This window comes from Nonomuraea terrae (genome assembly GCF_044465245.1).
In the GTDB taxonomy this organism is placed as follows: Bacteria; Actinomycetota; Actinomycetes; order Streptosporangiales; family Streptosporangiaceae; genus Nonomuraea; species Nonomuraea terrae.
This window is the reverse complement of record NZ_JBITLL010000001.1, coordinates 1,236,553-1,258,595: the sequence shown is the minus strand read 5'-3', so window position 1 is coordinate 1,258,595 and position 22,043 is coordinate 1,236,553. Positions and strand designations below refer to the sequence as shown.

Annotated in this window: 21 protein-coding genes and 1 pseudogene; 10 read left to right on the top strand and 12 right to left on the bottom strand. The window is 71.8% G+C overall.

The features are described from left to right. Nucleotides 1-36 precede the first annotated feature (36 nt). Nucleotides 37-993: an anion permease gene (locus ACIBP6_RS05890; protein ID WP_397049154.1), complete on the top strand. Its 957-nt coding sequence runs from the start codon at nucleotides 37-39 to the stop codon at nucleotides 991-993. Nucleotides 994-1,065: 72 nt separating this feature from the next. Next, complete coding sequence (locus ACIBP6_RS05885; protein WP_397049152.1) at nucleotides 1,066-1,698, top strand: DUF47 domain-containing protein; 633 nt, start codon at nucleotides 1,066-1,068, stop codon at nucleotides 1,696-1,698. Between the two features lie 127 nt (nucleotides 1,699-1,825). Here ACIBP6_RS05885 and ACIBP6_RS05880 read toward each other — a convergent pair whose 3' ends face one another. Then, nucleotides 1,826-2,785 carry an SDR family NAD(P)-dependent oxidoreductase gene (locus ACIBP6_RS05880; protein ID WP_397049150.1) on the bottom strand — a complete coding sequence of 320 codons (960 nt, stop codon included), beginning with the start codon at nucleotides 2,783-2,785 and terminating at the stop codon, nucleotides 1,826-1,828. Between the two features lie 98 nt (nucleotides 2,786-2,883). On the opposite strand from ACIBP6_RS05880, the gene ACIBP6_RS05875 reads away from it, so the two are divergent. After that, nucleotides 2,884-3,546, top strand: coding sequence for a YbgA family protein (locus ACIBP6_RS05875; RefSeq protein WP_397049148.1), 663 nt, complete (start codon nucleotides 2,884-2,886; stop codon nucleotides 3,544-3,546). On the opposite strand, the gene ACIBP6_RS05870 is transcribed toward ACIBP6_RS05875, so the two are convergent. From ACIBP6_RS05870 to ACIBP6_RS05860, 3 genes are all read right to left on the bottom strand, one after another. Further along, the gene (locus ACIBP6_RS05870) at nucleotides 3,527-4,507 is read right to left on the bottom strand and encodes an MBL fold metallo-hydrolase (protein ID WP_397049146.1); all 981 of its coding nucleotides are present in this window, start codon (nucleotides 4,505-4,507) and stop codon (nucleotides 3,527-3,529) included. The two genes, ACIBP6_RS05875 and ACIBP6_RS05870, sit on opposite strands and share 20 nt — an antisense overlap. A 306-nt stretch (nucleotides 4,508-4,813) precedes the next feature. After that, nucleotides 4,814-5,584 (bottom strand): hypothetical protein, encoded by a 771-nt coding sequence (locus ACIBP6_RS05865; RefSeq protein WP_397049144.1) that lies wholly within the window; start codon nucleotides 5,582-5,584, stop codon nucleotides 4,814-4,816. Between the two features lie 17 nt (nucleotides 5,585-5,601). Next, entirely contained in the window at nucleotides 5,602-6,228 is a 627-nt protein-coding gene (locus ACIBP6_RS05860) for a TetR/AcrR family transcriptional regulator (protein ID WP_397049142.1), read from the bottom strand. 76 nt (nucleotides 6,229-6,304) lie between these two features. On the opposite strand from ACIBP6_RS05860, the gene ACIBP6_RS05855 reads away from it, so the two are divergent. Further along, complete coding sequence (locus ACIBP6_RS05855; RefSeq protein WP_397049140.1) at nucleotides 6,305-7,237, top strand: zinc-binding dehydrogenase; 933 nt, start codon at nucleotides 6,305-6,307, stop codon at nucleotides 7,235-7,237. 7 nt (nucleotides 7,238-7,244) lie between these two features. On the opposite strand, the gene ACIBP6_RS05850 is transcribed toward ACIBP6_RS05855, so the two are convergent. The 5 genes from ACIBP6_RS05850 to ACIBP6_RS05830 form a co-directional block, all read right to left on the bottom strand. After that, nucleotides 7,245-7,697, bottom strand: a complete 453-nt coding sequence (locus tag ACIBP6_RS05850) for a hypothetical protein (RefSeq protein WP_397049138.1) — start codon at nucleotides 7,695-7,697, stop codon at nucleotides 7,245-7,247. A gap of 16 nt (nucleotides 7,698-7,713) precedes the next feature. Then, nucleotides 7,714-9,417, bottom strand: a complete 1,704-nt coding sequence (locus tag ACIBP6_RS05845; RefSeq protein ID WP_397049136.1) for a tetratricopeptide repeat protein — start codon at nucleotides 9,415-9,417, stop codon at nucleotides 7,714-7,716. 196 nt (nucleotides 9,418-9,613) lie between these two features. Next, nucleotides 9,614-10,909 (bottom strand): DMT family transporter, encoded by a 1,296-nt coding sequence (locus ACIBP6_RS05840; RefSeq protein WP_397049134.1) that lies wholly within the window; start codon nucleotides 10,907-10,909, stop codon nucleotides 9,614-9,616. Nucleotides 10,910-11,176: 267 nt separating this feature from the next. Beyond that, nucleotides 11,177-11,665 (bottom strand): GNAT family N-acetyltransferase, encoded by a 489-nt coding sequence (locus ACIBP6_RS05835; RefSeq protein WP_397049132.1) that lies wholly within the window; start codon nucleotides 11,663-11,665, stop codon nucleotides 11,177-11,179. Continuing rightward, nucleotides 11,662-13,215, bottom strand: a complete 1,554-nt coding sequence (locus tag ACIBP6_RS05830; RefSeq protein WP_397049130.1) for an XRE family transcriptional regulator — start codon at nucleotides 13,213-13,215, stop codon at nucleotides 11,662-11,664. Before ACIBP6_RS05830 ends, ACIBP6_RS05835 begins: the two co-directional genes overlap by 4 nt. Before the next feature lie 274 nt (nucleotides 13,216-13,489). Here ACIBP6_RS05830 and ACIBP6_RS05825 point away from each other — a divergent pair, with 274 nt between their 5' ends. The 4 genes and pseudogenes from ACIBP6_RS05825 (at nucleotide 13,490) to ACIBP6_RS05810 (ending at nucleotide 17,181) form a co-directional block, all read left to right on the top strand. Further along, complete coding sequence (locus ACIBP6_RS05825) at nucleotides 13,490-13,774, top strand: hypothetical protein (RefSeq protein WP_132614672.1); 285 nt, start codon at nucleotides 13,490-13,492, stop codon at nucleotides 13,772-13,774. A 519-nt stretch (nucleotides 13,775-14,293) separates the two neighbouring features. Continuing rightward, complete coding sequence (locus ACIBP6_RS05820; protein ID WP_397049128.1) at nucleotides 14,294-15,205, top strand: mechanosensitive ion channel family protein; 912 nt, start codon at nucleotides 14,294-14,296, stop codon at nucleotides 15,203-15,205. A gap of 59 nt (nucleotides 15,206-15,264) precedes the next feature. Next, nucleotides 15,265-15,639: pseudogene (locus ACIBP6_RS05815) on the top strand (globin); the annotation flags it as partial. A 24-nt stretch (nucleotides 15,640-15,663) separates the two neighbouring features. Further along, nucleotides 15,664-17,181 (top strand): glycoside hydrolase family 13 protein, encoded by a 1,518-nt coding sequence (locus ACIBP6_RS05810; RefSeq protein ID WP_397049126.1) that lies wholly within the window; start codon nucleotides 15,664-15,666, stop codon nucleotides 17,179-17,181. On the opposite strand, the gene ACIBP6_RS05805 is transcribed toward ACIBP6_RS05810, so the two are convergent. From ACIBP6_RS05805 to ACIBP6_RS05795, 3 genes are read right to left on the bottom strand one after another with little or no spacing between them, the layout of a single operon-like run. After that, a complete protein-coding gene (locus ACIBP6_RS05805; RefSeq protein WP_397049124.1) occupies nucleotides 17,167-18,330 on the bottom strand; it encodes an MFS transporter in 1,164 nt (387 codons plus the stop codon). The two genes, ACIBP6_RS05810 and ACIBP6_RS05805, sit on opposite strands and share 15 nt — an antisense overlap. 6 nt (nucleotides 18,331-18,336) lie before the next feature. Next, nucleotides 18,337-18,756 (bottom strand): acyl-CoA thioesterase, encoded by a 420-nt coding sequence (locus ACIBP6_RS05800; RefSeq protein WP_397049122.1) that lies wholly within the window; start codon nucleotides 18,754-18,756, stop codon nucleotides 18,337-18,339. 22 nt (nucleotides 18,757-18,778) lie between these two features. Beyond that, a complete protein-coding gene (locus ACIBP6_RS05795; protein WP_397049120.1) occupies nucleotides 18,779-20,215 on the bottom strand; it encodes an MFS transporter in 1,437 nt (478 codons plus the stop codon). Between the two features lie 74 nt (nucleotides 20,216-20,289). On the opposite strand from ACIBP6_RS05795, the gene ACIBP6_RS05790 reads away from it, so the two are divergent. Both ACIBP6_RS05790 and ACIBP6_RS05785 read left to right on the top strand, forming a co-directional pair. Beyond that, entirely contained in the window at nucleotides 20,290-21,189 is a 900-nt protein-coding gene (locus ACIBP6_RS05790) for an SDR family oxidoreductase (protein WP_397049118.1), read from the top strand. A gap of 1 nt (nucleotide 21,190) precedes the next feature. Then, nucleotides 21,191-22,009 carry a MaoC/PaaZ C-terminal domain-containing protein gene (locus ACIBP6_RS05785; RefSeq protein WP_397049116.1) on the top strand — a complete coding sequence of 273 codons (819 nt, stop codon included), beginning with the start codon at nucleotides 21,191-21,193 and terminating at the stop codon, nucleotides 22,007-22,009. Nucleotides 22,010-22,043: the final 34 nt, after the last annotated feature.

Below are 22,043 nucleotides of genomic sequence, written 5' to 3'. Positions count from 1 at the left end.
TGTCCCGCCCCTGGCGGGTGGGGCGGGATGGAGCGCGTGCCGTTGGACGTCGTCGTGCTGGCCCTGATCGCCGGCCTGTTCGCCGTCGTGTCGGGGATGAACGACGGCGGCGCCCTCCTTGCGACCGGCCTCAAGCTGCCCACGGTGCGCCCCGCGACCGGGATCCTCACCCTCGTCGTGCTGGTGGCGGTCATCCCCCTCTTCACGCACCAGGTGGCGCTGACGTTCGTGACCAGGCTGGCGTCGTTCGAGGATCCGGGCGGGCGGATCGCGATGGCCATCGCGGTGGTCGCCTCGCTGGCCGTGGTGATGCTGCTCAGCATGATGGGGCGGCCGACCAGCCTCACCCTGGCCGTCGTGGGCGGCCTGACGGGCGCCGGGCTGGGCTGGGGGCTGCCGGTCTCCCCTGGCTCGGTGGCGCTGGTGCTGGCGTTCGGGGTGGCGGCCCCGATCGTGGGCGGGCTGCTGGGATGGGCGATGATCCGGGTGCTGGTGGCCACGGCGAAGGCCTCGGCGCTGCGGCACTGGCACTGGGCCGGCTTCCTGATCCAGACGCTCGCGTACGCGGCCAACGACGGGCAGAAGATGCTGGCCGTGTTCATGGTGGCGCTCGGCTTCTCAGGAGCGCCGGTGGAGTACACGGTGCTGGTGGCCGTGCTGTTCGGGCTCGGCACCATGTACGGGCTGCCCAAGGCGGGCCGGACCCTGAGCCGGGAGATCATCGTCTCCAGGCCCCCTCACGGCGTGGCTGCGGAGGTCGGCGCCGGGGCCGCGGTGATGGCGTGCGCCGCCGTCGGCATGCCGGTGAGCATGACCCAGGCCGTCGCGGGCGGCCTCATCGGCGCGGGCGTCTCCCACGGCGGCGGCCGGGTCCGCTGGTACGCCGCCACCAAGATCGCCGCGGCCTGGCTGATGACGTTGCCCGCGAGCGGGCTGCTGGGATGGTGCCTCGCCCTGCTGGTGAAGGGTTTCGCGAGCTTGGAAGTGTCGTGAGAAGGGGCGCGTGAGCGCCACGGAAGGAGTGGCATGTCTCATCGAGACGCGCTCCTCGGAAGCGGGAGGGCGATGAAGAGATTGCGGCGCATCCGCGACCTGATGACCGGTCGCATGGACAGCGCCCTCACGGAGGCGCTGCTCGGACAGTTGCAGGCCACCAAGGAGGGCGCCTGGCTGGCCATGGCCATGATCGGCGGGGAGGTCGGCAGGACGGGCGCGCACGAGCAGATGCGCGCGATCGAGCACCTCGGCGACGAGGAACGCGGCCGCCTGGTCGAGGAGCTCAAGAACGCCCTCGTCACCCCCATCGACCGGGAGGACCTCTTCCGGCTGTCGCGCTCGATCGACGACGTGCTGGACTCGTTGCGCGACTTCGTCCGCGAGTCGCACCTCTACCGGGTGCCCGACCAGATTCGTTTCTCCCCCATGCTGGACCAGGTCATCGCGGGCATCGAGGCGCTGGAGGGCGCCGTCCGCGACCTCGCCTCCCGTCCCTCGGTGGTCATCCTGAACGCTCTGGAGGCGAAGAAGGTGGGCGGGGTGATCCGGAAGATGTACCAGTACGAGATCTCGCGGATCTACTCCGGGGAGATCACGGCGGACACGATGAAGGAGCGCGAGCTCGTACGCCGGCTGGAGATCGTCGGCGTGGCCATCGGCGAGGCCGCCGACGCCATCGCCGACGGCGCGATGAAACGGTGACCCCAGGGCGCGGGCGGCTCGCCGGGTGAACCGAGCGGGCGGCCCAGTGGGCGGCTCAGGGGGCGGCTCAGCGGGCGGCTCAGTGGGCGGCTCAGTGGGCGGCTCAGCGGGCGGCTCAGGGGGCGGCTCAGGGGGCGGTGAAGGCGTCGATGCCCGTGAGTTCCGCGGACAGCGCCCACAGGCGCGCCGCCTGCTCGGGGTCGACGGCGTGGTCGCGCACGCCCGACCGCGCGGCCGCGGAGGTGACCTCGGCGATGTCGCAGTCCTCGCAGTAGACGCCGCCCATGCCCGCCAGCTGCGGTGACGTGGCCGCCCACACCTGGGTGGCCGCGCCCTGCTCGGGCGTCTTGAAGCTGGGCTCCACCGGGTTGCCCTCCTCGTCGATCCAGCCCGCCGCCACCATCTCCTCCTTGGCGAGGTGACGCTGGAGCGGCGTGAGGATGCCGCCCGGGTGCAGCGCGAACGCGCGTACGCCCTGGTCGCGGGCGAGCCGGTCGAGGTGCACGGCGAACAGCACGTTCGCCGTCTTCGACTGGCCGTACGCGACCCACTTGTCGTAGTCGTGCTCGAAGTGCACGTCGTCCCAGCGGATGCCCGTACGGCGATGCCCGGCGGACGACACCGACACCACCCGGCCCCGGCCGCGCGCGATGGCCGGCCAGAGCAGGTTGACCAGCGCGTAGTGGCCGAGGTGGTTGGTGGCGAACTGCGCCTCCCAGCCCGGCCCCACCCGCGTCTCGGGGCAGGCCATGATGCCCGCGCTGTTGATGACGATCTCGGCGCTGCGGCCCGTGGCGAGGAAGCGCTCGGCGAAGGCGCGTACGCTGCCGAGGTCGGACAGGTCGAGCTCGTCCACCTCCGCCCCGTCGATGCCCTCCACCGCCTGGCTGGCGGGGCCGACGCGGCGGGCGGGCACGACGACGTGGGCGCCGGCTCGGGTGAGGGCGCGGGTGGTCGCCAGCCCGAGGCCCGAGTAGCCGCCGGTGACGATCGCCAGCTGCCCCGACAGGTCGATCCCGTGAAGCACGTCGTCCGCCGTGCTCCTGGCGCCGAACCCCGACCCGATCTTGTGCTGTGGAGTGCTCATGACGTCACCGTACGCAGTGGAGTCCACTCCAGGTCAACCGGCGGGATCTTCCTGGGTTTGGTTGCCCGGGGCCGTTCCGCCGCGTTGCAATGAGCGGTGTGACCGTCCATCGCGGGACGACCGGACGCCCTCGCCTGGCGATCCGTGCGGGCCTGCTGGACGAGGGCGGCGACCTGATCGACGCTCTCACCCCGTACGTGGACTGGGTTCCCGGCCCGCCGGCCGACGGGTGCCTGCACGAGGAGGACGTGCGGCGGCTGCGTGACCCGGCGCCGCGGGAGGCTTTCCTGGAGCGGGTCTTCGCGCACGCCCGGCTCCGTACGCTGCTGGAGGGCGACTGGCTGCCGCGCGATCTGGTCGTCTTCCACGCGCGGCACAAGATGCAGCTGCTCGCCCACGACCCGGTGCTCTACCGCGAGGCCGGTCGCGTGGTGGCCGCCGCCGGGACACGGCCGCGCGGCGCAGTGGCGGCCGAGTACACGGCGGTGTTCCGGCGCGCGCTCGCCGCGCCCGTCACCGTCGGCAGGAACGTCAACGTGCTGCAGCACTGCCTCGGCATGCTCGGGCTCGACCCCGCGCGCCGGGCACAGGCGCTGCGGGCCATCGACGCCTACCAGGCGGGCCGCGTGCCGCTGGACGAGGCCGCCGCGTCGCTGCGCCGGCACGCCACGGGTGAGGCCGGCGGATACGTACGCGATCAGACGTACTTCGCGCCCTTCCCCGACGGGTTGCGCGGCGACCTCAGCCCAGGTCGACGGTGACGCCCGGCGCGGCGACCGACAGCTCGCCCTCGTAGGACGCCGCGGCGGCCGCAAGGGCGGGCTCCGCCGGGGTGTCGGGCCACAGGTGGGTGAGCAGGAGCCGCGCGGCGCCCGCCGACGCCGCGGTGCGGCCGGCCTCGCGCGCGGTGGACAGGTACGGGGCGTCCTCCTCGGGCACCCGCTCCGGGTAGGTCGCCTCGGCGAGGAACAGGTCCGCGTCCCTGGCCAGCGCGAGAAGGTCGGGTGAGGGGCCGGTGTCGCCGGTGTACGCGAGCACCCGCCCGCTCGCGCCGGTCAGCCGGAGCCCCGCGTTGGGGACGTGGTGCGGCAGGTCGAACACGTCGAGGCGGAACGGGCCGATCTCGCGCGGCGCACCGGGCGCCAGGTCGTGCGCGACGAACCCGCCGGCCAGCATGCGCGGCCCGTCCAGAGCCAGAACGGCGTCGAGCGCGCCAGGCGGGGCGTGAACCGGCAGCGGCGCCACCGTCGAGTCGCCCAGCACGCGAGCGCGCAGCAACGGATGGAGATCGGCGCAGTGATCGGGGTGACCGTGGGTGACCAGCACCGCATCCACCTCGGCAGCCCGTACGTGGTGCAACAACCGTGGCAGAGTCGCGTACCCGACATCGAGAAGAACCCGGAACCCATCCTCTTCGACCAGGTACCCGCTGCACGCCTCCCCCGCCGCCGGCCAAGCCCCGCAGCCACCCAGCACGGTGACCCTCACGGCAACCCCCGCCCTTCCACCCGCGAACCCGCATGCCGACCTCGACCCGCCGAGATCATACTCACGCCCGGACCAGCCGGACGGGCTGAGGCCCGGCGGAGGTGTGCCCGGCTGCGTGGGCTGAGGGCCGGGGTGAGGGGACGGCGTTGCCGGCGCCGAGGTGCCCGCATCCGGCGGGCCGGGCGGGAGTGTGGCCGGGTCGGACGGGTGGAGATGCCGGGCCGGCCGGGTCATCCGACGGACCGGACTGGCCGGCCACGTAGAACCGGTCGGACGCGTACGACGCGTCCGACGCGGTCTGCGGGTCCGACGGGTCTGCGGGTCCGACCGGTCTGCACGTCCGACCGGTCTGCGGGTTCGACGCGGTCTGTAGGTCCGACCGGTCTGCACGTCCGACCGGTCTGCGGGTCCGGCCGGTCTGCGGGTCCGGCCGGTCTGTAGGTCCGACCGGTCTGCGGGTCCGGCCGGTCTGCAGGTCTGCAGGTCCGACCGGTCTGCGGTTGCGACCGGTCTGCGCGTCGACGGGTCCGACGGGTCGGGTTACCGGTGTCCCAGTTCGGCGAGGGTTGTGGACATCAGGCCGCGCAGGACCTCGCCGGCGACCTTTTCGTGTTCGTCCTCGACCGACAGGCCCTGGGTCACGTTGGTCCGGTACGTTTCCCGGTCGCGGGCGCCCGTGTACGGCAGTGCGGTCATCGCGACGATGACGGTGACCCTGGCGCCGGTGCGCGGCGGAAGGGCCATCACGTGTGTACGGAGGGTGGTCTCGTCGGGAGCGCCGTACCAGCCGCACTTGACGGCGGTCTCCGGCGAGCCCGTCACCTCACGGGCGCCGAACGCCTGTGAGTCGCTCACCTGCCGCATCCACCCGAGCACCTCGCAGGCCGCCGGGTCGCCCGCGGCGGCGGCCTGGGCGAACACCGCGTACGCCGCGGCCACCTCGGCGGCCGTGACCTCGACCGAGCCGAACCTGGAGGGGTCGCCGTTGGGCAGCCCCCACCGCACGCCGGTGCGTTCGCACAGGTCGTCGAGGATGACGCGGGGGCCGACGCCGAGCCACAGGCCGATCGTGTCGGCGTTGGAGGAGACGACGACGGCGGGCTCGGCGAGGTCGCGCCAGCGCGCGCCGGGCACGCGGGCCGCGCTCACCCAGGCGTACAGCGGCTTGAGCAGGGAGGCGCAGCGCAGACGGGTCAGGCCCGCGGTGACGCTCACCTCACGGAGGGGCGGCCCGCCGTAGCCGCGGCTGATGCCCGCCGCCTGGACGCTGGCACTGTGATCAAGCCTGTCGATCAGCTCGTTGAAGCCCACGGCCACCACCGTAGTGGCTACGGAGCGTCGCCCCAGCGCGATCGGTACCACTCCGGGGTCGGCGGCTCGCCCGGCAGCGCGGTCGCCCCCGGCGCGCGCAGCCCGTCGAGGGCGATGGCGAGCAGCCGCTGCCTGACGTGGTCGTGCTCCGGGCTCGGCGGGCCGGGCGCGGGGCGGCTGAACTGCTCCATGAGCAGGGAGATGTCGAGCATCGTCACGTCGCGCCTGAGCACGCCCGCCTCGTGGGCCCTCGCGACCAGCCGCTCGGCCGTCTCCTCGGACGTGCGGGCCGTGCGCCACATCTCGTCGGTCACCTCGATGGTGCCCGCGACCGGCGCCAGCGCGCCCGACCGGTCGGTCACGCACGTGCGTACGTAGAGCGAGAGGCCCTCCCACGGGTCGGCGTGCGCGAGCCCCGCCTCGGCCGCCTCGACCGTACGCTCCATGGCGATCACGCACAGGCGCTGGAGCAGCTCCTCCTTGGTGCGGTAGCGGCGGTAGAGGCTGCCCATGCCGACGCCGGCCTGCCTGGCGATGGCCGACACCGGCGCGTCGAACCCCTGCCTGGTGAACACCTCGTGCGCCGCCGTCAGCAGGCGGAGATCGTTGCGTCTCGCCTCGGCCTGCCTGCCGCGTGTGCCCATGCGGTCCAGGATAGCGCGGAGCGAAACGCTCCGATAAGGTGATCGGAGTAGATCGCTCCGATTTGAGAGGTGTCGCATGCGCGCAGTGGTCCTGAGGCGGTACGGCGGCCCCGAGGCGCTCGTCGTGGAGGAGGTCCCCGACCCCGTTCCCGGCCCTGGGCAGGTGCTCGTGGAGGTGGAGGTGGCCGGCATCACGTTCGTGGAGACCCAGCTGCGGGCCGACCGGGGGCCGCGGCGGGCCGAGCTGCCCGCCGTCCTGGGCAACGGCGTGGCCGGTACGGTGTCGGCGGCCGGCGACGGCGTGGACCCCGCCCTCGTGGGCGCGCGCGTGGTCACCACGCTCGGCGGACTGGGAGGGTACGCCGAGCGCGCGGTCGCCGCGGCCGGCGACGTCATCGCGGTGCCCGGTGGGCTGTCCTCGGAGGTGGCGGTGGCGCTGCTGGCGGACGGGCGTACCGCTGTGGGGCTGACGCGCGCGGCGGCTCCGGGTCCTGGCGAGTGGGTGCTGGTGGAGGCGGCCGGTGGCGGCGTGGGGAGCCTGCTCGTGCAGCTCGCCCGGGAGGCCGGGGCCCGGGTGGTCGGCGCGGCGAGCAGCCCGGCCAAGCGCGACCTGGCCGCGAGCCTCGGCGCGGAGCTGACCGTCGACTACACCGACCCGGGCTGGACGGACGTCGTACGCGCCGCCACCGGCGGGCTCGACCTGGTCTTCGACGGGGTCGGCGGTGAGATCGGCGCGGCGGCGCAGGCCCTGCTCAAGGATGGTGGAAGGTTCGCCGCCCACGGCATGGCGGGCGGCGCCATGACCGTGCCCGAGCCACGCGTGACGGCGGTGACCTGGCCGCCGGGGAGCCTGCGCGACCTGTCGGAGGCGGCCCTGGAGCTGGCCGCGGCCGGCCGCCTGCGCCCGGTCATCGGCGCCGTGTACCCCCTGGAGTCGGCGGCCGAGGCCCACGCGGCCATCGAGGCACGCAAGATCACCGGCAAGTCCCTCCTCGTCCCCACCCGGTGAAAGACCGTCACAGGCCGGAGCGGGCGATCGAGAACGCGAGGGCCGCGGGCAGGAGGGCCAGGATCGCCGCGAGGGCCGCAAGGCGCCGGCCGCGGGTCACGTCCGGCTGCGTCATGAAGGCGGCCAGGGCTCCGGCGCCGGCGCTGGCGGTTCCGTAGGCGGCCGCGTCCGCCAGCGTCGAGGTCCACGACGGCAGCGACTCGGCGGCGAGCCGGAAGATCAGCAGCGTTCCGGCGGCCGTCAGCGCGACCCGCCGGCCCGGGCGGACGCCCACGCGTTCCAGCGCGACGGCCGACCCGGCGACCGCGGCCGCGCTCAGCAGGACCAGCAGCCCGACGGCCGGCAGCAGACAGCCCCAGTCCGCGCAGCCGACGCCCGCCCACGCCAGCCGTACGGTGGCCCACCACCACACCCCGAGAGCGGCGCACACCACGGCGGCCCGCCCCAATCGCCCCCTCATGCAGTCAATGGTCCCATCAGGACATCTGTGCCGCCCGCCGCTCGTCCGCCTCGGCGTCCGCGGCGCGCCCCAGGGAGCGCAGGGCGACCGCCCGGTTGGCGTACAGGTCGGCCTGGGGCTGCAGCTCGACCGCCCGTGACAGGTCCTCGACCGATCCCTGCAGGTCACCGGTGGCGTACCGCAGCACGCCCCGGTTCCCCCACGCGGCGGCCAGCCCGGGGTCGCGCTCCACGGCTTCGTCCAGCGCCGCCCCGGCCGCCTCGAACCGGCCCGCTTCCGTTTCCAGCTGCCCCAGCACCGTGAGCAGGTGCGGATTGCCGGGCGCGAGCCGGAGCCCGGTCTCGACGTCGGCGCGCGCCTCGTCGTCACGCCCGGAAGCGGCCAGCAGCCCGGCGCGGTTGATGTAGGCGTCCAGGTAGCCGGGGTCCAGCTCGATCACGTACGCCAGGTCGGCCAGCGCGCCCTCGTCGTCCCCCCGCACCGTACGGACCTCCGCCCGGTTGTAGTACGCCTCCGGCAGCGGCGGCCCGGCCCGTATGGCCTGCTCGAAGTCGGCCAGCGCCTCGTCGTGACGGCCCAGCCGGAACAGCAGGTTGCCGCGTTCCAGGACGTGGTCGGGGAAGCCTGGATCGACGGCGATGGCCGCCGCGTAGTCGTCCAGCGCCTCCTTGGCGCGCCCGCACGCGGCCAGCAGTTGCGCCCGGTTGGCCAGCAGCACCATCCGGTGCAGCGGATGCCGCTCCCCCAGCTCGCCCGCCAGCTCGATGGCCGACTCGACCAGCGCCAGCGCGGCGTCGAGCCGGCCCTGGCGCAGCTCGATCAGCGCCAGGCCGTTGCGGTCGAAGCCCAGCTTGAAAGCCCGCTCGGCCGGGTCGGGCAGCAGACCGGAGATCGCGATCGCCTCGTTGACCCAGCCCCTGGCCCTGACCAGGTCACGGCGGGCGGGGTCCGGGTGACGGGCGTCGAGCATGGCGGTGCCGTACGCGGCGGCGGCGTGCATCGCCGGGTCCTGGCTGCTCACCCGGACGAGGTCCCAGACGGCCCAGGCCTCCTCGGTACGGCCGAGCCCGCCGAGCGCCGTCGCCGTACGCTGGGCGAAACGCCACCATCGCGGGCCGCCCGGATCCGTCCGGGCCATTCCGTGCTCCCCCAGCTCGGCGGCGGCGTGCAGGAAGCCTTCGCGCACGCACCGGTCGACGAGCGCCCACAGCTCGTCGGCGTCGCGGGTGTCGGGCGGCGGCTCGGGGCCGCCGGCGTACACCGTGATCGCGAGCGTCGCGGGCGGGATACGCCGCATCATGACGTCGAGCAGCTCGGTGTCCGTCGGGTCGGCCTGCGCGCCGTTGCACACGGTGATCGCCGACCCCGGCGGCACCGCTTCGCGGAAGAACTCCGCCAGCCCGTTGGCCAGCCGGAGCGTACGGCGGGGCGCGGGCACGAGAATGCGTTCGTCCTCCGGCAGCCCCGTCTCGATCGTGCTCCGCGTGACAGGCACGATCGCCGCCAGCTCCGGTGCCGCCGCCCTGATCTCGATGTCGTGGGCCGCCACCAGTTCAGGGGACCGTTCGCATGCCCGCGGCGCCAGATGACGCAGGAGGGCGGCGGCGACGGTGTAGGGGCCGCGCGGCCCGCGATGCCCGTCTATCAACGGGATCAGCAGCCGCGCGGCCTCCGGCGCGCCGGGCGGTTCGCCCGGGACCGTGAGATGGAACCCGGTCACCCCTTGTGAATGACGCTGGAGGCGCCGGCGAGCCTCGCGGTTCCGGGTTTGCGGACGACGATGCGCTTCATGATGTTCCCCTCCACTCTCGATATTTTCCCATTATTGGGTCACCCCGCCGAATATCAAGATTTATAGCGACTAAGTGGGAGGGAAATGGATAAAAACCCCTTGCCTTTTGAATGGCTCATCTAACCTATTGGGAGCGAAACCAGCGCCCCCTGCTGCTCGCGGGGGCCCGTTCCGATTCCTCCATCAGGTCGCACAGGCAGCGCCCGAGCAGCGTGACCGACTGGCAGCAGCCCGGCCCCGGCGGGTTCGCCGACTGGCAGCAACCCGGCGACGGAGGGTTCTTCGCGCGCACGATGCGCGTGGCGCGCTCGATCAGCCGCTCCAGGCTGGGCTCCGTGCCGCCCTTGAGTGCGTGGGCGTGCCAGGGGCACGTCTCGGTGTGCACGCAGGCGCTCTTGACGAGATACGGTGCCGGCCCGCGTTCGGGCCGCAGCGCATCGCTGCGTTTGACCCGCACGTCGGCCAGTGCCTTCGCGGCCCGGCCCGCGACGGTGAGCAGCTCGCGCCGCCCGCGTTCGCGTGCCGTGCCCAGCGCAGCCGTCCTGGACGGCAGGGCGAGCAGCATCGCCCCGGCCATCAGCAGACCGCCCACCACCATGCTCCAGCCGAGCCGCTCGCCGAACCAGATCACCGCGATCGCCGCCACCCACAGGGGCTGCGACGACATGAGCACCTGGCTGGGCACCGCCGGCACGTGGGCCTGCCCGTAGGAACGTGCCAGAAAGCCCAGCGCGCACGACACCACCGACAGGTGAGCCAGAATCGTCCAGTCGGGCAGGCTCGTCGGCAGGTCGATCCCGTCGCGCACGGCGGCCCCGCCGGTGAACAGCCCGATGGTGAACAGCTGGATCACGGTCAGCGCGTACGCGGGAAAGCCCCCGGAGCGCTTGGACAGCTGCGCCAGCATGATCGTGTGCCCGGAGTAGAGCGCGGCGGCGCCGAGCGTCACGACGAGCGCGAGCACCGACAACTCGTGCTCCTCCACGCCGCTCAGCAGCGTGAACGAGGTCATCCCGGCCAGCGCCAGCACGACCCCCGCCCAGATACGCCGGGGCACCCTCGCCTTGAACAACACGAGCGTCAGGATCGGCGTGAACATCACGCTGCACCCGACGGCGAACCCTGACACGGATGACGGCAGGCTGCCGAGCGCGACCGCCTGACCGGTCTGCCCGGCCCCGAACATCACCCCGAGCAGGGCCCCGTTGATCCACGTCCGGCGTGACAACCCCCGAAGGCAGCGCGGCCTGATGAGCAGCAGCGTCAGCGCGGCGAGCAGATAGCGCTCGGCGAGCAGGTCCTCCACCGGTAAACGCTCGATGAGGTCCTTCATCAGCGGAAACGCCGACCCCCACGCGGCGCTGACGAACAACAGAAGCACGGCTCCCAGAAGGGGGCGGGGAGCGGGCACGACTGCCATGAGAAAAGCATGGCACTACTATTCGCAGCCGGAGATGTACAGCCAGCAGTCGGTGATGTTCCTCTACATCCGGGTGGTAAGAGCCTCACCCGCGGGTTCGTACTTCCTTATCCGTGGCCGTCCGCCACGCGGGAAAGTACACACCTTTCACGCGGGATTCCAGGATGCACAGCCGCGAATGCCGTCACTGTCGGTGACGAGGGAGATCGGCGGGAAACGTCACGCCGGGAGCGGCCCCATGGAGGGGGAAGGTGGGGCCGTCGTTGCCTACCGTTCGACGACGGCGGGCGGAATCAGGCGTTTTTCTCCGTAGACGACCACGAGGTCGCCGACGCGCTGCCTGGACAGCTCGCGCCAGCCCTGGCGCGCGTACAGGGTCAGGGCGGCTTGCTGGTTGAGCGTGGTGTCGCCTCTGACACAGCTGAAACGGAGCTCCACCGCACGCCGCTCCAGGGCGGCGAGCATGGCCGCGCCGAAGCCACGGCGCTGGAACTCGGGGTGGACCCGCAGCCGGCAGACCTCTGCGGTGTCGGTGTCGACGGGTTTCAGGCCGCCCATGGCGACGACCCGCGAGCCGACCTCCCCGACCAGGAAGTCGCCCCCGCAGGCGAGGTAGACCTCTTGGATGCGGGGGAAGTCGTCGTCGTAGTAGACCCCGTCTCCGGGGACCAGACCGACCTCGGCGAGGCAGATCCGGTGTAGCGCGAGGATGGTGTCGAGATCCGACCAGCGATAACGTCTGATCGCCAGTTTCATGCACCGCCCCCTTTCAGTTGCGGCCTCCGCGACCGGCGCAACTCGGCCCGGTAGGCGTCGAGTCCTGGGGCATTCGGATCGCTCGCCATGATGGCCTGTTCCAGCGCCATGGCGGGGCGCACGATCAGCTCGGTGAGATGTTCGTCGCTGACCAGCGACAGCGCCCGTGTGCCGATGACCACGGCCTCCTTGACGTCGCCGTCGATCAGGCGGCACTGGGCCTGGTCGAGCCTGATCAGCGTCTGGTCGAGAATGTGGTCTTCGTACTTGGTCAGCGCCTGGTCGAGCACCACCTCCGCCTCGATCGTCTGGCCCAGCTTGGTGAGGACGTCGCCCTGGTAGAAGTAGAGCTGCCGCTCGGTGTACCCGAAGGCGACGTCTTCCTGGTCTTCGGTCTTCATGTGCGAGAAGGCGCTCCTGGCCCGCGCCAGCGCGCGCTTGGCCTGGTCGACGACTTCCTTCTTGCTCTCGCCGCCCGACAGCATGGCCAGCGCCCTGGCCTCGACGACCGGCGCCATGGCCTGGGCCGGGCACGGCGTGGAGCCGGCCAGGTCGCGGCTCTTCTTCGCCAGGTTGAGTGCCTCGCGGGCGTCACCGAAGTAGAGGGGGACGAGCGACTCGCGGGCGCAGATCCAGGCGCGCAGCGCGCGGTCGCCGGTCTCGTCGGCGGCGGTGCGCCCGGTGCGGAAGAACGAGCGGGCCAGCCGGTGGTCGCCCAGGTTGATCAGGATCATGCCGCTCAGCCCGGACAGCTGCGCGGCCATCCTGCACAGGCGTTCCTGCAGGTCGATGGGCTGGCGGCGGGACATCGCGGTGCGTACGGCGCTCAACTCCAGCAGCACGTCGCACAGCAGCCGCAGCGGCGCGGTGGTCGTGTACTGGCGGCCGAAGCTGATCGTGGCCTCTTCCCACTGGTCGAGCATCGCCGCGGACACGGTGGCCGCGACGAGCGTCTCGTCCATCCGGCGCCTGATGCCCTCGCACGCGCCGAGGATCGGCCCGTCGAGCTGCTGGGAGAAGGCGGTGTCGGCTCTCAGCAGGTTTAACAGGGTGCGGCGGAGGATGTTCTCGTCCTCCTCGGCGTCGGGCACGCTGTCCACCGACGGGTGGAGCCGCTCGCGCTCGGCCGGCAGCGCCGGCCGCTCGAGCACCTGCTCGGCGAGCTTCGGCGTCGCGCGGTGACTGTTGCCGCAGATGCACGGGCCGTCATAGCCGAGCGCGGCGGGCTCGACCCGGTAGACGGTGCACAGGTAGTGCAGATATTCGGGCCCCGGGCGCTTGAGCCCGCTCTCGTACGCGGACAGGAGGGTCTCGCCGATGCCCGGCGTCGGTTTGGAGTCGCGTTCGAACAGGGCTCGAACCTGTTCGATCACGTCCGCCAGGGCGATGCCGTGGGCGAGGCGGTGCGACTTGATGCGGGTCGTGCTGAAATGGGCGGAGCATGCCTCGTGGATCTCGTCGGCGATCTGGGCCGACGTCCGCTGGGCGGCGAGGCCCTTGGCTCGGATCCGCCGGGCGATCTCTGTCTCCTTGTGCTGTCTGCCGGACATCCCGGCCCCTCTCACGCATGTCTCGACCGGTCCGCAACTGGTGACTCAGCGTAGCCCCCGGGTTGCTGTGCGCCTACCCATGATGATGAAGCAATGAGGACGTCTTGGAAACGCCACGACTCACTTTACGGTTAAGGATCGTCCTCCGAGGGACTGTTTCTTACATCCCATGAGTGAGAAGCGACAGCCTGTGAGCATGTGGCCGTCGTTGCGCCCGCCCTTGACTTGAGACATCTTTGGCGCACCAGCAACGATTCCTGAGGGAGGACGAACGGTGGGGGACGACAACTTCGAACCTCTGGAGCGTCTCGTGTCCGAGCTCGGCGCCCGAGGGTTGCTCGCACGTGTGGTCCAGACGCAGAGCGGACGCAGGTTCGTTCGGGTCATCAATCCGAACGCGACGAGCCTGTCCGAGAACGTCAGCTGCCGGCCGGCCGACGCGTCCGGAATCCCTGACTGGTGGTACTGCTGGTCCTGGGGCGAGCGGATGCACACCGCCGACGACCCGGCCGGTGCGGCGACGAAGGTCGCCCGCGTGCTCGCCGCCGTGGGGGAGTGACGACGTGGTGAACCGGGTGGAGCGCAGCCACCACGGCTCACCACACCCGCGGCGGCTCGAAGGAGCCGGCGGAGTGGCCGGTGCGGAGGGTCTCGCGCATGGCGGGCCTCTGGTCACTCCGCCGGTTCCGGCCGGCGCCCTTTCCATAGACCTCCGTACGGCGCCGGTGCGCCGTACGGAACCAAGCCGCTCGCCCGGCACGCCGGGCGGGTGTTCGGGGGATCCCGATCCCTCACGGAACCGGCACGGGACATGCTTCCGGGTGTGTGTCCCGTTCCGAGCCGTCCGTCATCGGGGCGCCGCCTCTCTCCCTCCGCGGCCCAGAGAGCCGGCGTCCCCGTCTTCCCCGGCGTGATGTGACGGCGGGCGGTTCGGTCGGCTGTATTTTTGGATCGAATCGGTCCAAACAGTTGGCCGAACCGCTTCCGGAGGGGGATCCACCACGTGTTGGTGACACCGTCGCCATCGCCCACAGCGCCGCCCACGGACTTCCTGGACCTGGACCAGGTGACTCAGCAAATGGCCGGAACCTGCCAGAACGAAGTGTTGTGCTCCTGGCTGGCCGGGTGGTTCGACAACGCGATCTGGGGGCAGGTGGCGGCCAGTGCGGCCACCATCATCCTGATCCTGTTCCTCGGGTTCGTGCTGCGCAAGGTCGCTCACCGCGTCATCACCAAGGTGGTCAACCGCGCGGCCATGGGGGGCTCACTCACGAGCAGGTTCCGCAAGGGCGTCACGGTCGGCGGCGTCGACGCGCTGCTGAACGAGCGGCGGCGTCAGCGAGCCGAGACGATGGGGTCGGTGCTCAAGAGCGTCGCCTCGGTCGTCATCCTCGGCACCGCGGTGCTGACCGTGCTCGACCGGCTGACGATCCCGATCGCGCCCCTGCTGACCAGCGTCGGCATCCTCGGCGTGGCCGTCGGCTTCGGCGCCCAGGAGCTGGTCAAGGACTTCATCGCGGGCATGTTCATGCTGCTGGAGGACCAGTACGGCGTCGGCGACGTGATCGACGTCGGCCCCGCGGTCGGCACGGTCGAGGCGGTGACCCTGCGCATCACCCGCCTGCGCGACGTCGACGGCCGCGTCTGGTACGTACGCAACGGCACGATCACCCGGGTGGGCAACGAGTCGCAGGGCTGGTCGCGGGCCTACATGGACGTGCCGGTGCCCTACGACGCCGACCTGGTGAGCGTGCGGGCGGTGCTGGAGAACGTGGCCGAGGAGATCTGGGCCGACACCGAGTTCCGCGAGTCCAAGATCGTGGAGGCTCCGCAGGTGTTCGGGGTCGAGCAGCTCTCCGACAGCTCGCTGGTGTTCCGCATCTCCGCCAAGACGGTGCCGGCCGCGCAGGCCGAGGTCTCCAGGGAGCTGCGGCTCAGGGTCAAGACGGCTCTTGACGACGCCGGGATCGCCATGGCCGCCCTGGTCTAGCGACCACCGGCCCCACCTGTGGTGTGCCGCTGCACGCGGCACCCCCTAGTCTAAGAATCGTGACAGACACCTCCTTCTACGACGCCGTCGGCGGCGAGGAGACCTTCCGGCGCCTGGTGCATCGCTTCTACGAGGGGGTCGCGGAAGACCCGCTGCTGCGCCCCCTCTATCCGGAGGCCGACCTGACCGGCGCCGAGGAGCGGCTCCGGGGCTTCCTGATCCAATACTGGGGCGGTCCCAAGACCTACAGCGAGCAGCGCGGCCACCCCCGGCTGCGCATGCGGCACGTGCCGTTCGTGATCGGCGAGGCCGAGCGCGACGCCTGGTTGCGCCACATGCGTGACGCGGTCGACTCGCTCGAACTGCCCGAGGAGCAGGAGACCAGGCTCTGGGACTATCTGGTCTACGCGGCCCAAAGTATGGTGAACGCACCTACATAACGGGGCATGACACGCCTCATGAATATCCCCTGGTGGCGTGACGCGGTCGTCTACGAGATCTACGTTCGCAGCTTCGCCGACGCGTCGGGTGACGGCGTCGGCGATCTGCCCGGGGTGCGCGAGCGCCTGCCCTACCTCCGTGACCTGGGGGTCGACGCCATCTGGCTGACCCCGTTCTACCCCTCCCCCATGGCCGACGGCGGCTACGACGTGGCGGACTACCGCGGCGTCGACCCGCTGTTCGGCACGCTGGCCGACTTCGAGGCGCTCGTCACCGACGCGCACGAGCTCGGCCTGCGGGTGCTGGTCGACATCGTCCCCAACCACAGCTCTTCCGAGCATCCCTGGTTCCAGGCGGCCCTGCGGGGCGAGGGCCGCGACCGGTACGTCTTCCGCGACCGGCCCAACAACTGGCAGTCCACCTTCGGCGGACCCGCCTGGACGCAGGTGGAGGACGGCCAGTACTACCTGCACCTGTTCGCGCCCGGGCAGCCCGACTTCAACTGGCGCAACCCGGAGGTGCACGCCGAGTTCCTCGACGTCCTGCGCTTCTGGCTGGACCGCGGGGTGGACGGGTTCCGCATCGACGTGGCGATGGGCCTGTACAAGGCGGAGGGCCTGCCCGACGTCGGCGACCAGTCGTTCACGACGTCCTCGCCGGTGTGGGGGCAGCCGGAGGTGCACGGCGTCTACCGCGACTGGCGGCGGCTGCTCGACGCCTATCCGGGCGAGCGGATGGCCGTGGGCGAGGTGTGGACCGACAGTCCCGAGGACCTCGCCCGCTACGTGCGCCCCGACGAGCTGCACCAGAGCTTCAACTTCGCCTGGCTGGAGGCGCCGTGGTCGCCGACGGCGTTCAGGAAGGTGATCGACGACACGCTGTCGACGGTGCCGTTCGCGACCTGGGTGCTGTCCAACCACGACGTCGTACGCCACCGCACCCGTTACGAGACGGCCGATCCCGGCACGGGCCTGGCGCGGGCCAGGGCGGCGCTGTTGACGATGCTGGCCCTGCCCGGGTCGGCGTACCTGTATCAGGGAGAGGAGCTGGGGCTGCCGGAGGTGACCGACCTTCCGGCGGAGGCGCGGCAGGACCCGGTGTTCTTCCAGTCGGAGGGCAAGCTGCCGGGGCGTGACGGATGCCGGGTGCCGATCCCGTGGACGGTCGATCCGCCCTCCCACGGGTTCTCGCCGGGCGGGGTGGAGCCGTGGCTGCCGCAGCCGGCGACGTTCGCGGAGCTGAGCGTGGACAAGCAGGAGGGCGACTCCGACTCGACGCTGGAGTTCTACCGCCGGGCTCTGGCGATCCGTCGTGACCTGCTCCGAAGGATTCCTTACACCGTGGAGTGGCTGGATTCTCCCGAGGGTGTGCTTTTCTTCACCCGCGGCCCGCTGATCTGCGCGATCAACTGCGGCACGCACGCCGTTCCGCTGCCCGGGCACGACAGCGTGCTCCTGGCGAGCGGCCCGGTCCGCAGGGGCATGCTGCCGCCCGACACGGCGGTGTGGCTCGAGCGCGGCTCACAGCCCGGCTGACTGCTCCCGCCGGAACGGGATCACCGGCAGGGAGATGAGCGCGCAGGCCAGCCCGGCCGCGAAGGCCACCCCGTAGCCGCTGCCGGTGATCAGCACGCCGGCCAGCGGCGTGACCGCGAGGGAGACGACGTTCTGCAGGGTGTTGTGGGTGCCGAGCACCCGGCCCGCCCACGCGGGCCCGGCCAGCTCGCCCGCCCTGAGGTAGGCGAGCCCGTTGCCGGCCACGGTCATCACGGAGGCCACGGCCAGCATGGCCGCGCCCAGCGTGGTGCGGGTGAGGGTGCCGGCCACCAATAACGCGAGCACGACCAGGTTGGCCAGGGTGAGCAGGAGCAGGGGCCGCATGCGCAGGCCCGAGTGGTCGGACCAGCGGCCGGCGGCGATGCGCACCGCGGCCCCGCAGATGGCCGCGACGCCGAAGAGCTGACCGGCGGCCACGACGTCCCAGCCGTACAGGCGGACCAGGCAGGTCACGCCGTACGTGCTGACGATCACCTGCGGCACGGCGTGCAGGGCGCTGGTGGCGTGCACCCGCCACAGCGCCGGCTGCCGGTACGGCGAGCCGGCCGCCACCGGGCCGGACGCGGTGATCGCGCGCGGCGGCTCGGCCAGGAAGATCCCGGCCAGCACGGCGGCCACCAGGCTGACGCAGGCGCACACGAGCAGCACGCCGCCCAGCCCGTACGCGCGGGCGGCGGGCGGCAGGGCGAAGGCGCCGATCGCCATGCCGAGGGTGAAGGAGACCTGGCGCACGCCCATGGCGACGCCACGCTCGGGCGGCTCGAACCAGCGCAGCACGATCCGGCCGCCGCCGACCATCGCGGCCGAGCCCGCCGCTCCGGCCAGCGCGAGTAACGCGACCACCGCCCAGGTCTGCTCGACGAACGCGACGGCCGCCAGCAGCAGGCCAGCCAGCCCCACGCCGGTGCCGAGGATGAGACGCTCGCCGTGCCGGTCGGCCAGCGCGCCCCAGGCGACGAGGGCGGCCAGGATGCCGAGGGCCGGGGCGTTGGCGATCACGCCGGCCACCGCCAGCGGCACCCCGAAGTGCCGCTCGATCTCGGGCATGACCAGGGGCAGACCGAACAGGCCCAGGGTGACACCGGCATGCGCGTTGACACCCAGCGCCAGCATCCACCAGCGTTTCATGCGGGGTCAGGACTGGTAGCGCTTGAGGTAGGACAGCTCGCTCTCGGTCAGCCTGCGCGGGGCGGCCCGCTCGGCGTCGTAGGCCGCGATGACGGACATCGCCGTGACGTACACCGTGTCGTCGTCGCGGATCTCGTACCGCAGGGTGAAGCGCACCGGCCTGATCTCGGTCACCCAGGTCTCGACCAGGACGGGCTCGGCCCGGAAGCCGAGCGGGCGGCGGTAGTCGATCTCGTGCCGGGTCACGACGAGGCCCTTGAACGGTTCGTCGCCCGAGACGTACGGATCGATGCTGAACATGCCGAAGCGGGCGTCCTCCAGGTAGTCGAGGAAGCGCACGTTGTTCACGTGGCCCTGGGAGTCGACGTCGGCGAATCTCACCGTACGCGGATAGATGTGCCGTTCTGCTGGGGTGCGTTCAACCACGTCCGCCACCGTATCGTCTGCGTCAGACGGCTTTGCGCCGGGCCAGGCAGGCGAACACGGTGAGCACGGAGATGGCGGCCATGGAGCCGAGCGCCCATTGATAGCCGGTGACGAGCTGCTCGACGGCGCCTCCTGACAGCTGGGAGAGAGTGCCGGCGAAGACCTCCTCGTGCAGCTCGGCGGGCAGCGGCGCGGTGATGATCGACAGGACCAGGCCGGTGCCCACGACGTTGCCGGTGTTCTGCACCATCAGGCGCATGGCGTTGACGATGCCGAGCCGGTTGGACGGCAGCCCGTCGAGGATGGCGGTGGTGTTGGACGGCAGGAACACGCCCGACCCGAGGCCGATGAGCACGAGCCCGGTCGCCACCGCCGGATACGGGATGTCGGTGGACATCACCGACAGCATGACCACCAGCCCGCACGTGGTCGTCGCGGCCCCGGCCACGGCGAGGGTGCGCGCGCTCATCAGCCGCTGCAGGAAGCCGGAGACCACCGACGCGATCATGGCCGCGATCGCGAGCGGCAGCACCTTCACCCCGGCCTGGACGGGATCGTCTCCCTTGACGGCCTGGAAGTAGAGCGCGACCAGGAAGACCATGCCCATGCGGGCGACGGCGTTGAGGAACGACGCCAGCGTGCCGAAGGCGAAGGCCCGCTCGCGGAACAGGTTCATGTCCACGACCGGGTGAGCCGCCCGCGACTCCCTGATGACGAACAGCGGCAGGCCCACGACGAAGGCGGCCAGCCCTCCGAGCACGAGAGGGTGTTCCCAGCCGAGCCGGGTGAACTCCGACAGCGCGACCAGCAGCCCGCCGAGGGTGAGCAGGACGAGCGCGCTGCCGGCCGCGTCGAGCCCGCCCTCGCGCTGCGCCGGGGCCGGTCTGCGCAGCACGATGGCCCCCCACACGAAACAGACCACGCCGATCGGCACGTTGAACCAGAACACCCAGCGCCAGCCGAGGCTCTCGGCCAGCACGCCGCCGAGCGTCGGCCCGATCAGCCCCGCGATCGAGAACGAGGCGACGTACACGCCCATGCCCTCGCCGAGCCGTTCGCGCGGGAAGGCGTCGCTGACCAGGGCGGCGCTGTTGGTGAGCAGCATGGCGGCCCCTACCGCCTGCACCACGCGCATGGCGACGATCACCCACGCGTTCGGCGCGAGCCCCGCGAGCAGGGCGGCGACGGTGTACGTGGCCAGCCCGACGAGGTACATCCTGCGCCGGCCGAACAAATCCGCCAGCCGCCCGAATACCACCATGAGGACGGTCGTGGTCAACTGGAAGCCCAGAAGGATCCAGCCTGCGGCGGTGGCGTCGGCGCCGGTGTGCCGGGCGATCTCCGGCAGAGCGACGTTGATGGCGCTGCCGCCGAGCCCGGTCAGCACGCTGGCCAGGCTCACGACGGACAACGTGCGCCAGGCGTAGCCGATCGGGGTGGTCGTGGTCGTCGGCGCCAAGTGGGCCTGTCCTTTCTAGATTTTAATACTAGAATCCAATTCAAACGTCAGCCGGTCAAGGATCGAGGTGTCGGATGAGCGGGATCGTCGAAGGCCGCGTGGTGATCGTCACCGGTGCGGCCAGGGGCATCGGGCGGGGGCACGCGCTGGAGTTCGCGCGGCAGGGCGCGAAGGTGGTGGTGAACGACCTGGGCGCGGAGGTGGACGGCACCGGCTCGTCGGGGGCCGCGGCCGAGGTGGTGGCCGAGATCGAGGCCATGGGCGGCCAGGCCATCGTCAACGGCGAGGACGTCTCCGACTTCGACGGCGCCGAACGGCTGGTCAAGGCCGCCATCGAGCACTTCGGCACCCTCGACGTGCTGGTCAACAACGCGGGCATCCTGCGCGACCGGATGCTCGTCAACATGACGGCCGACGAGTGGGACGCCGTCATCAGGGTGCACCTGAGGGGGACGTTCGCACCGTTGCGCCATGCCGCGGCCTACTGGCGGGCCAAGGCGAAGGCGGGCGAGCAGGTGGATGCCAGGATCATCAACACGACCTCGTCCTCCGGCATCTACGGTAACCCGGGACAGGGCAACTACGGCGCCGCCAAGGCGGGCATCGCCGGCCTGACGGTCATCGCGGCCAGGGAGCTGGAGCGCTACGGCGTCACCGTGAACGCCGTCGCCCCCGCCGCGCTCACCCGCATGACGGAGAACCTCATGCCCAAGGGCGCCAAGGGCGCCGACCCCGACGACATCGCGCCGCTGGTCGTCTGGCTGGCCAGCGCCGAGGCCCGCGCGATCACCGGCCGGGTGTTCAACGCCCGCGGCGGCGTGATCAGCGTGGCCGAGGGCTGGCACGCCGGGCCGGGCGTCGACAAGGGCAGCCGGTGGGACCCGGCCGAGCTGGGCTCGGTCATCCCCGCCCTGGTCGAGAAGGCCGCGCCGAACGCGCTGACCAACGGCCGCATCCCCGGACGGGAGGACTGACATGCCGCTCGACCACTCCGTGATCGGCCTCGAGGGCGACCCGCAGGAGCGCTCCTGGACGGCCAAGGACACCATGCTGTACGCGCTCGGCGTCGGCGCCGGCACCTCCGAGCTGGAGTTCACGACGGAGAAGGGGCAGCGGGCGCTGCCGACGTTCGCCGTGCTGGCCGCGCAGGCTCGGGGGCGGCGCTTCGGCGACTTCGACCCGGCCATGCTGGTCCACGCCGAGCAGGGCTTCGAGCTGCACCGGGAGCTGCCGCCCGCGGGCTCGGTGCGGACGACCTCGAAGGTCACCGGCATCTACGACAAGGGCTCGGGCGCGCTGGTCACCACCGAGGCCACGGCGGTGGACCCGGAGACGGGCGAGCCGGTGATCTCCTCGCGCAGCTCGGTGTTCATCCGGGGCGAGGGCGGCTTCGGCGGCGAGCGCGGGCCGCGCGACGAGTGGGCGGCGCCCGACCGGGCTCCCGACCACAAGGTGACCTACTCGACGCGGCCGGAGCAGGCGCTGATCTACCGGCTGTCCGGCGACTACAACCCGCTGCACAGCGACCCGGACTTCGCCGCCAGGGCCGGCTTCCCCCGGCCGATCCTGCACGGCCTGTGCACGTACGGGGTGACCGGGCGGGCGTTGCTGCACGCGGTCGCCGGGTCGGATCCGGCGCGGTTCAAGGCGATGTCGGGGCGCTTCAGCAGCCCGGTGTTCCCCGGTGAGTCGCTGACGGTGTCGATCTGGGTGGACGGCACGGACGTGGTGTTCCGTACCGCCAAGGACGACGGGACGGTGGTGCTCGACCGCGGCCGTGCGGTCGTCGCCTGACCGGTGTCACGGGCGCCCGCCTGGCGGGCGCCCG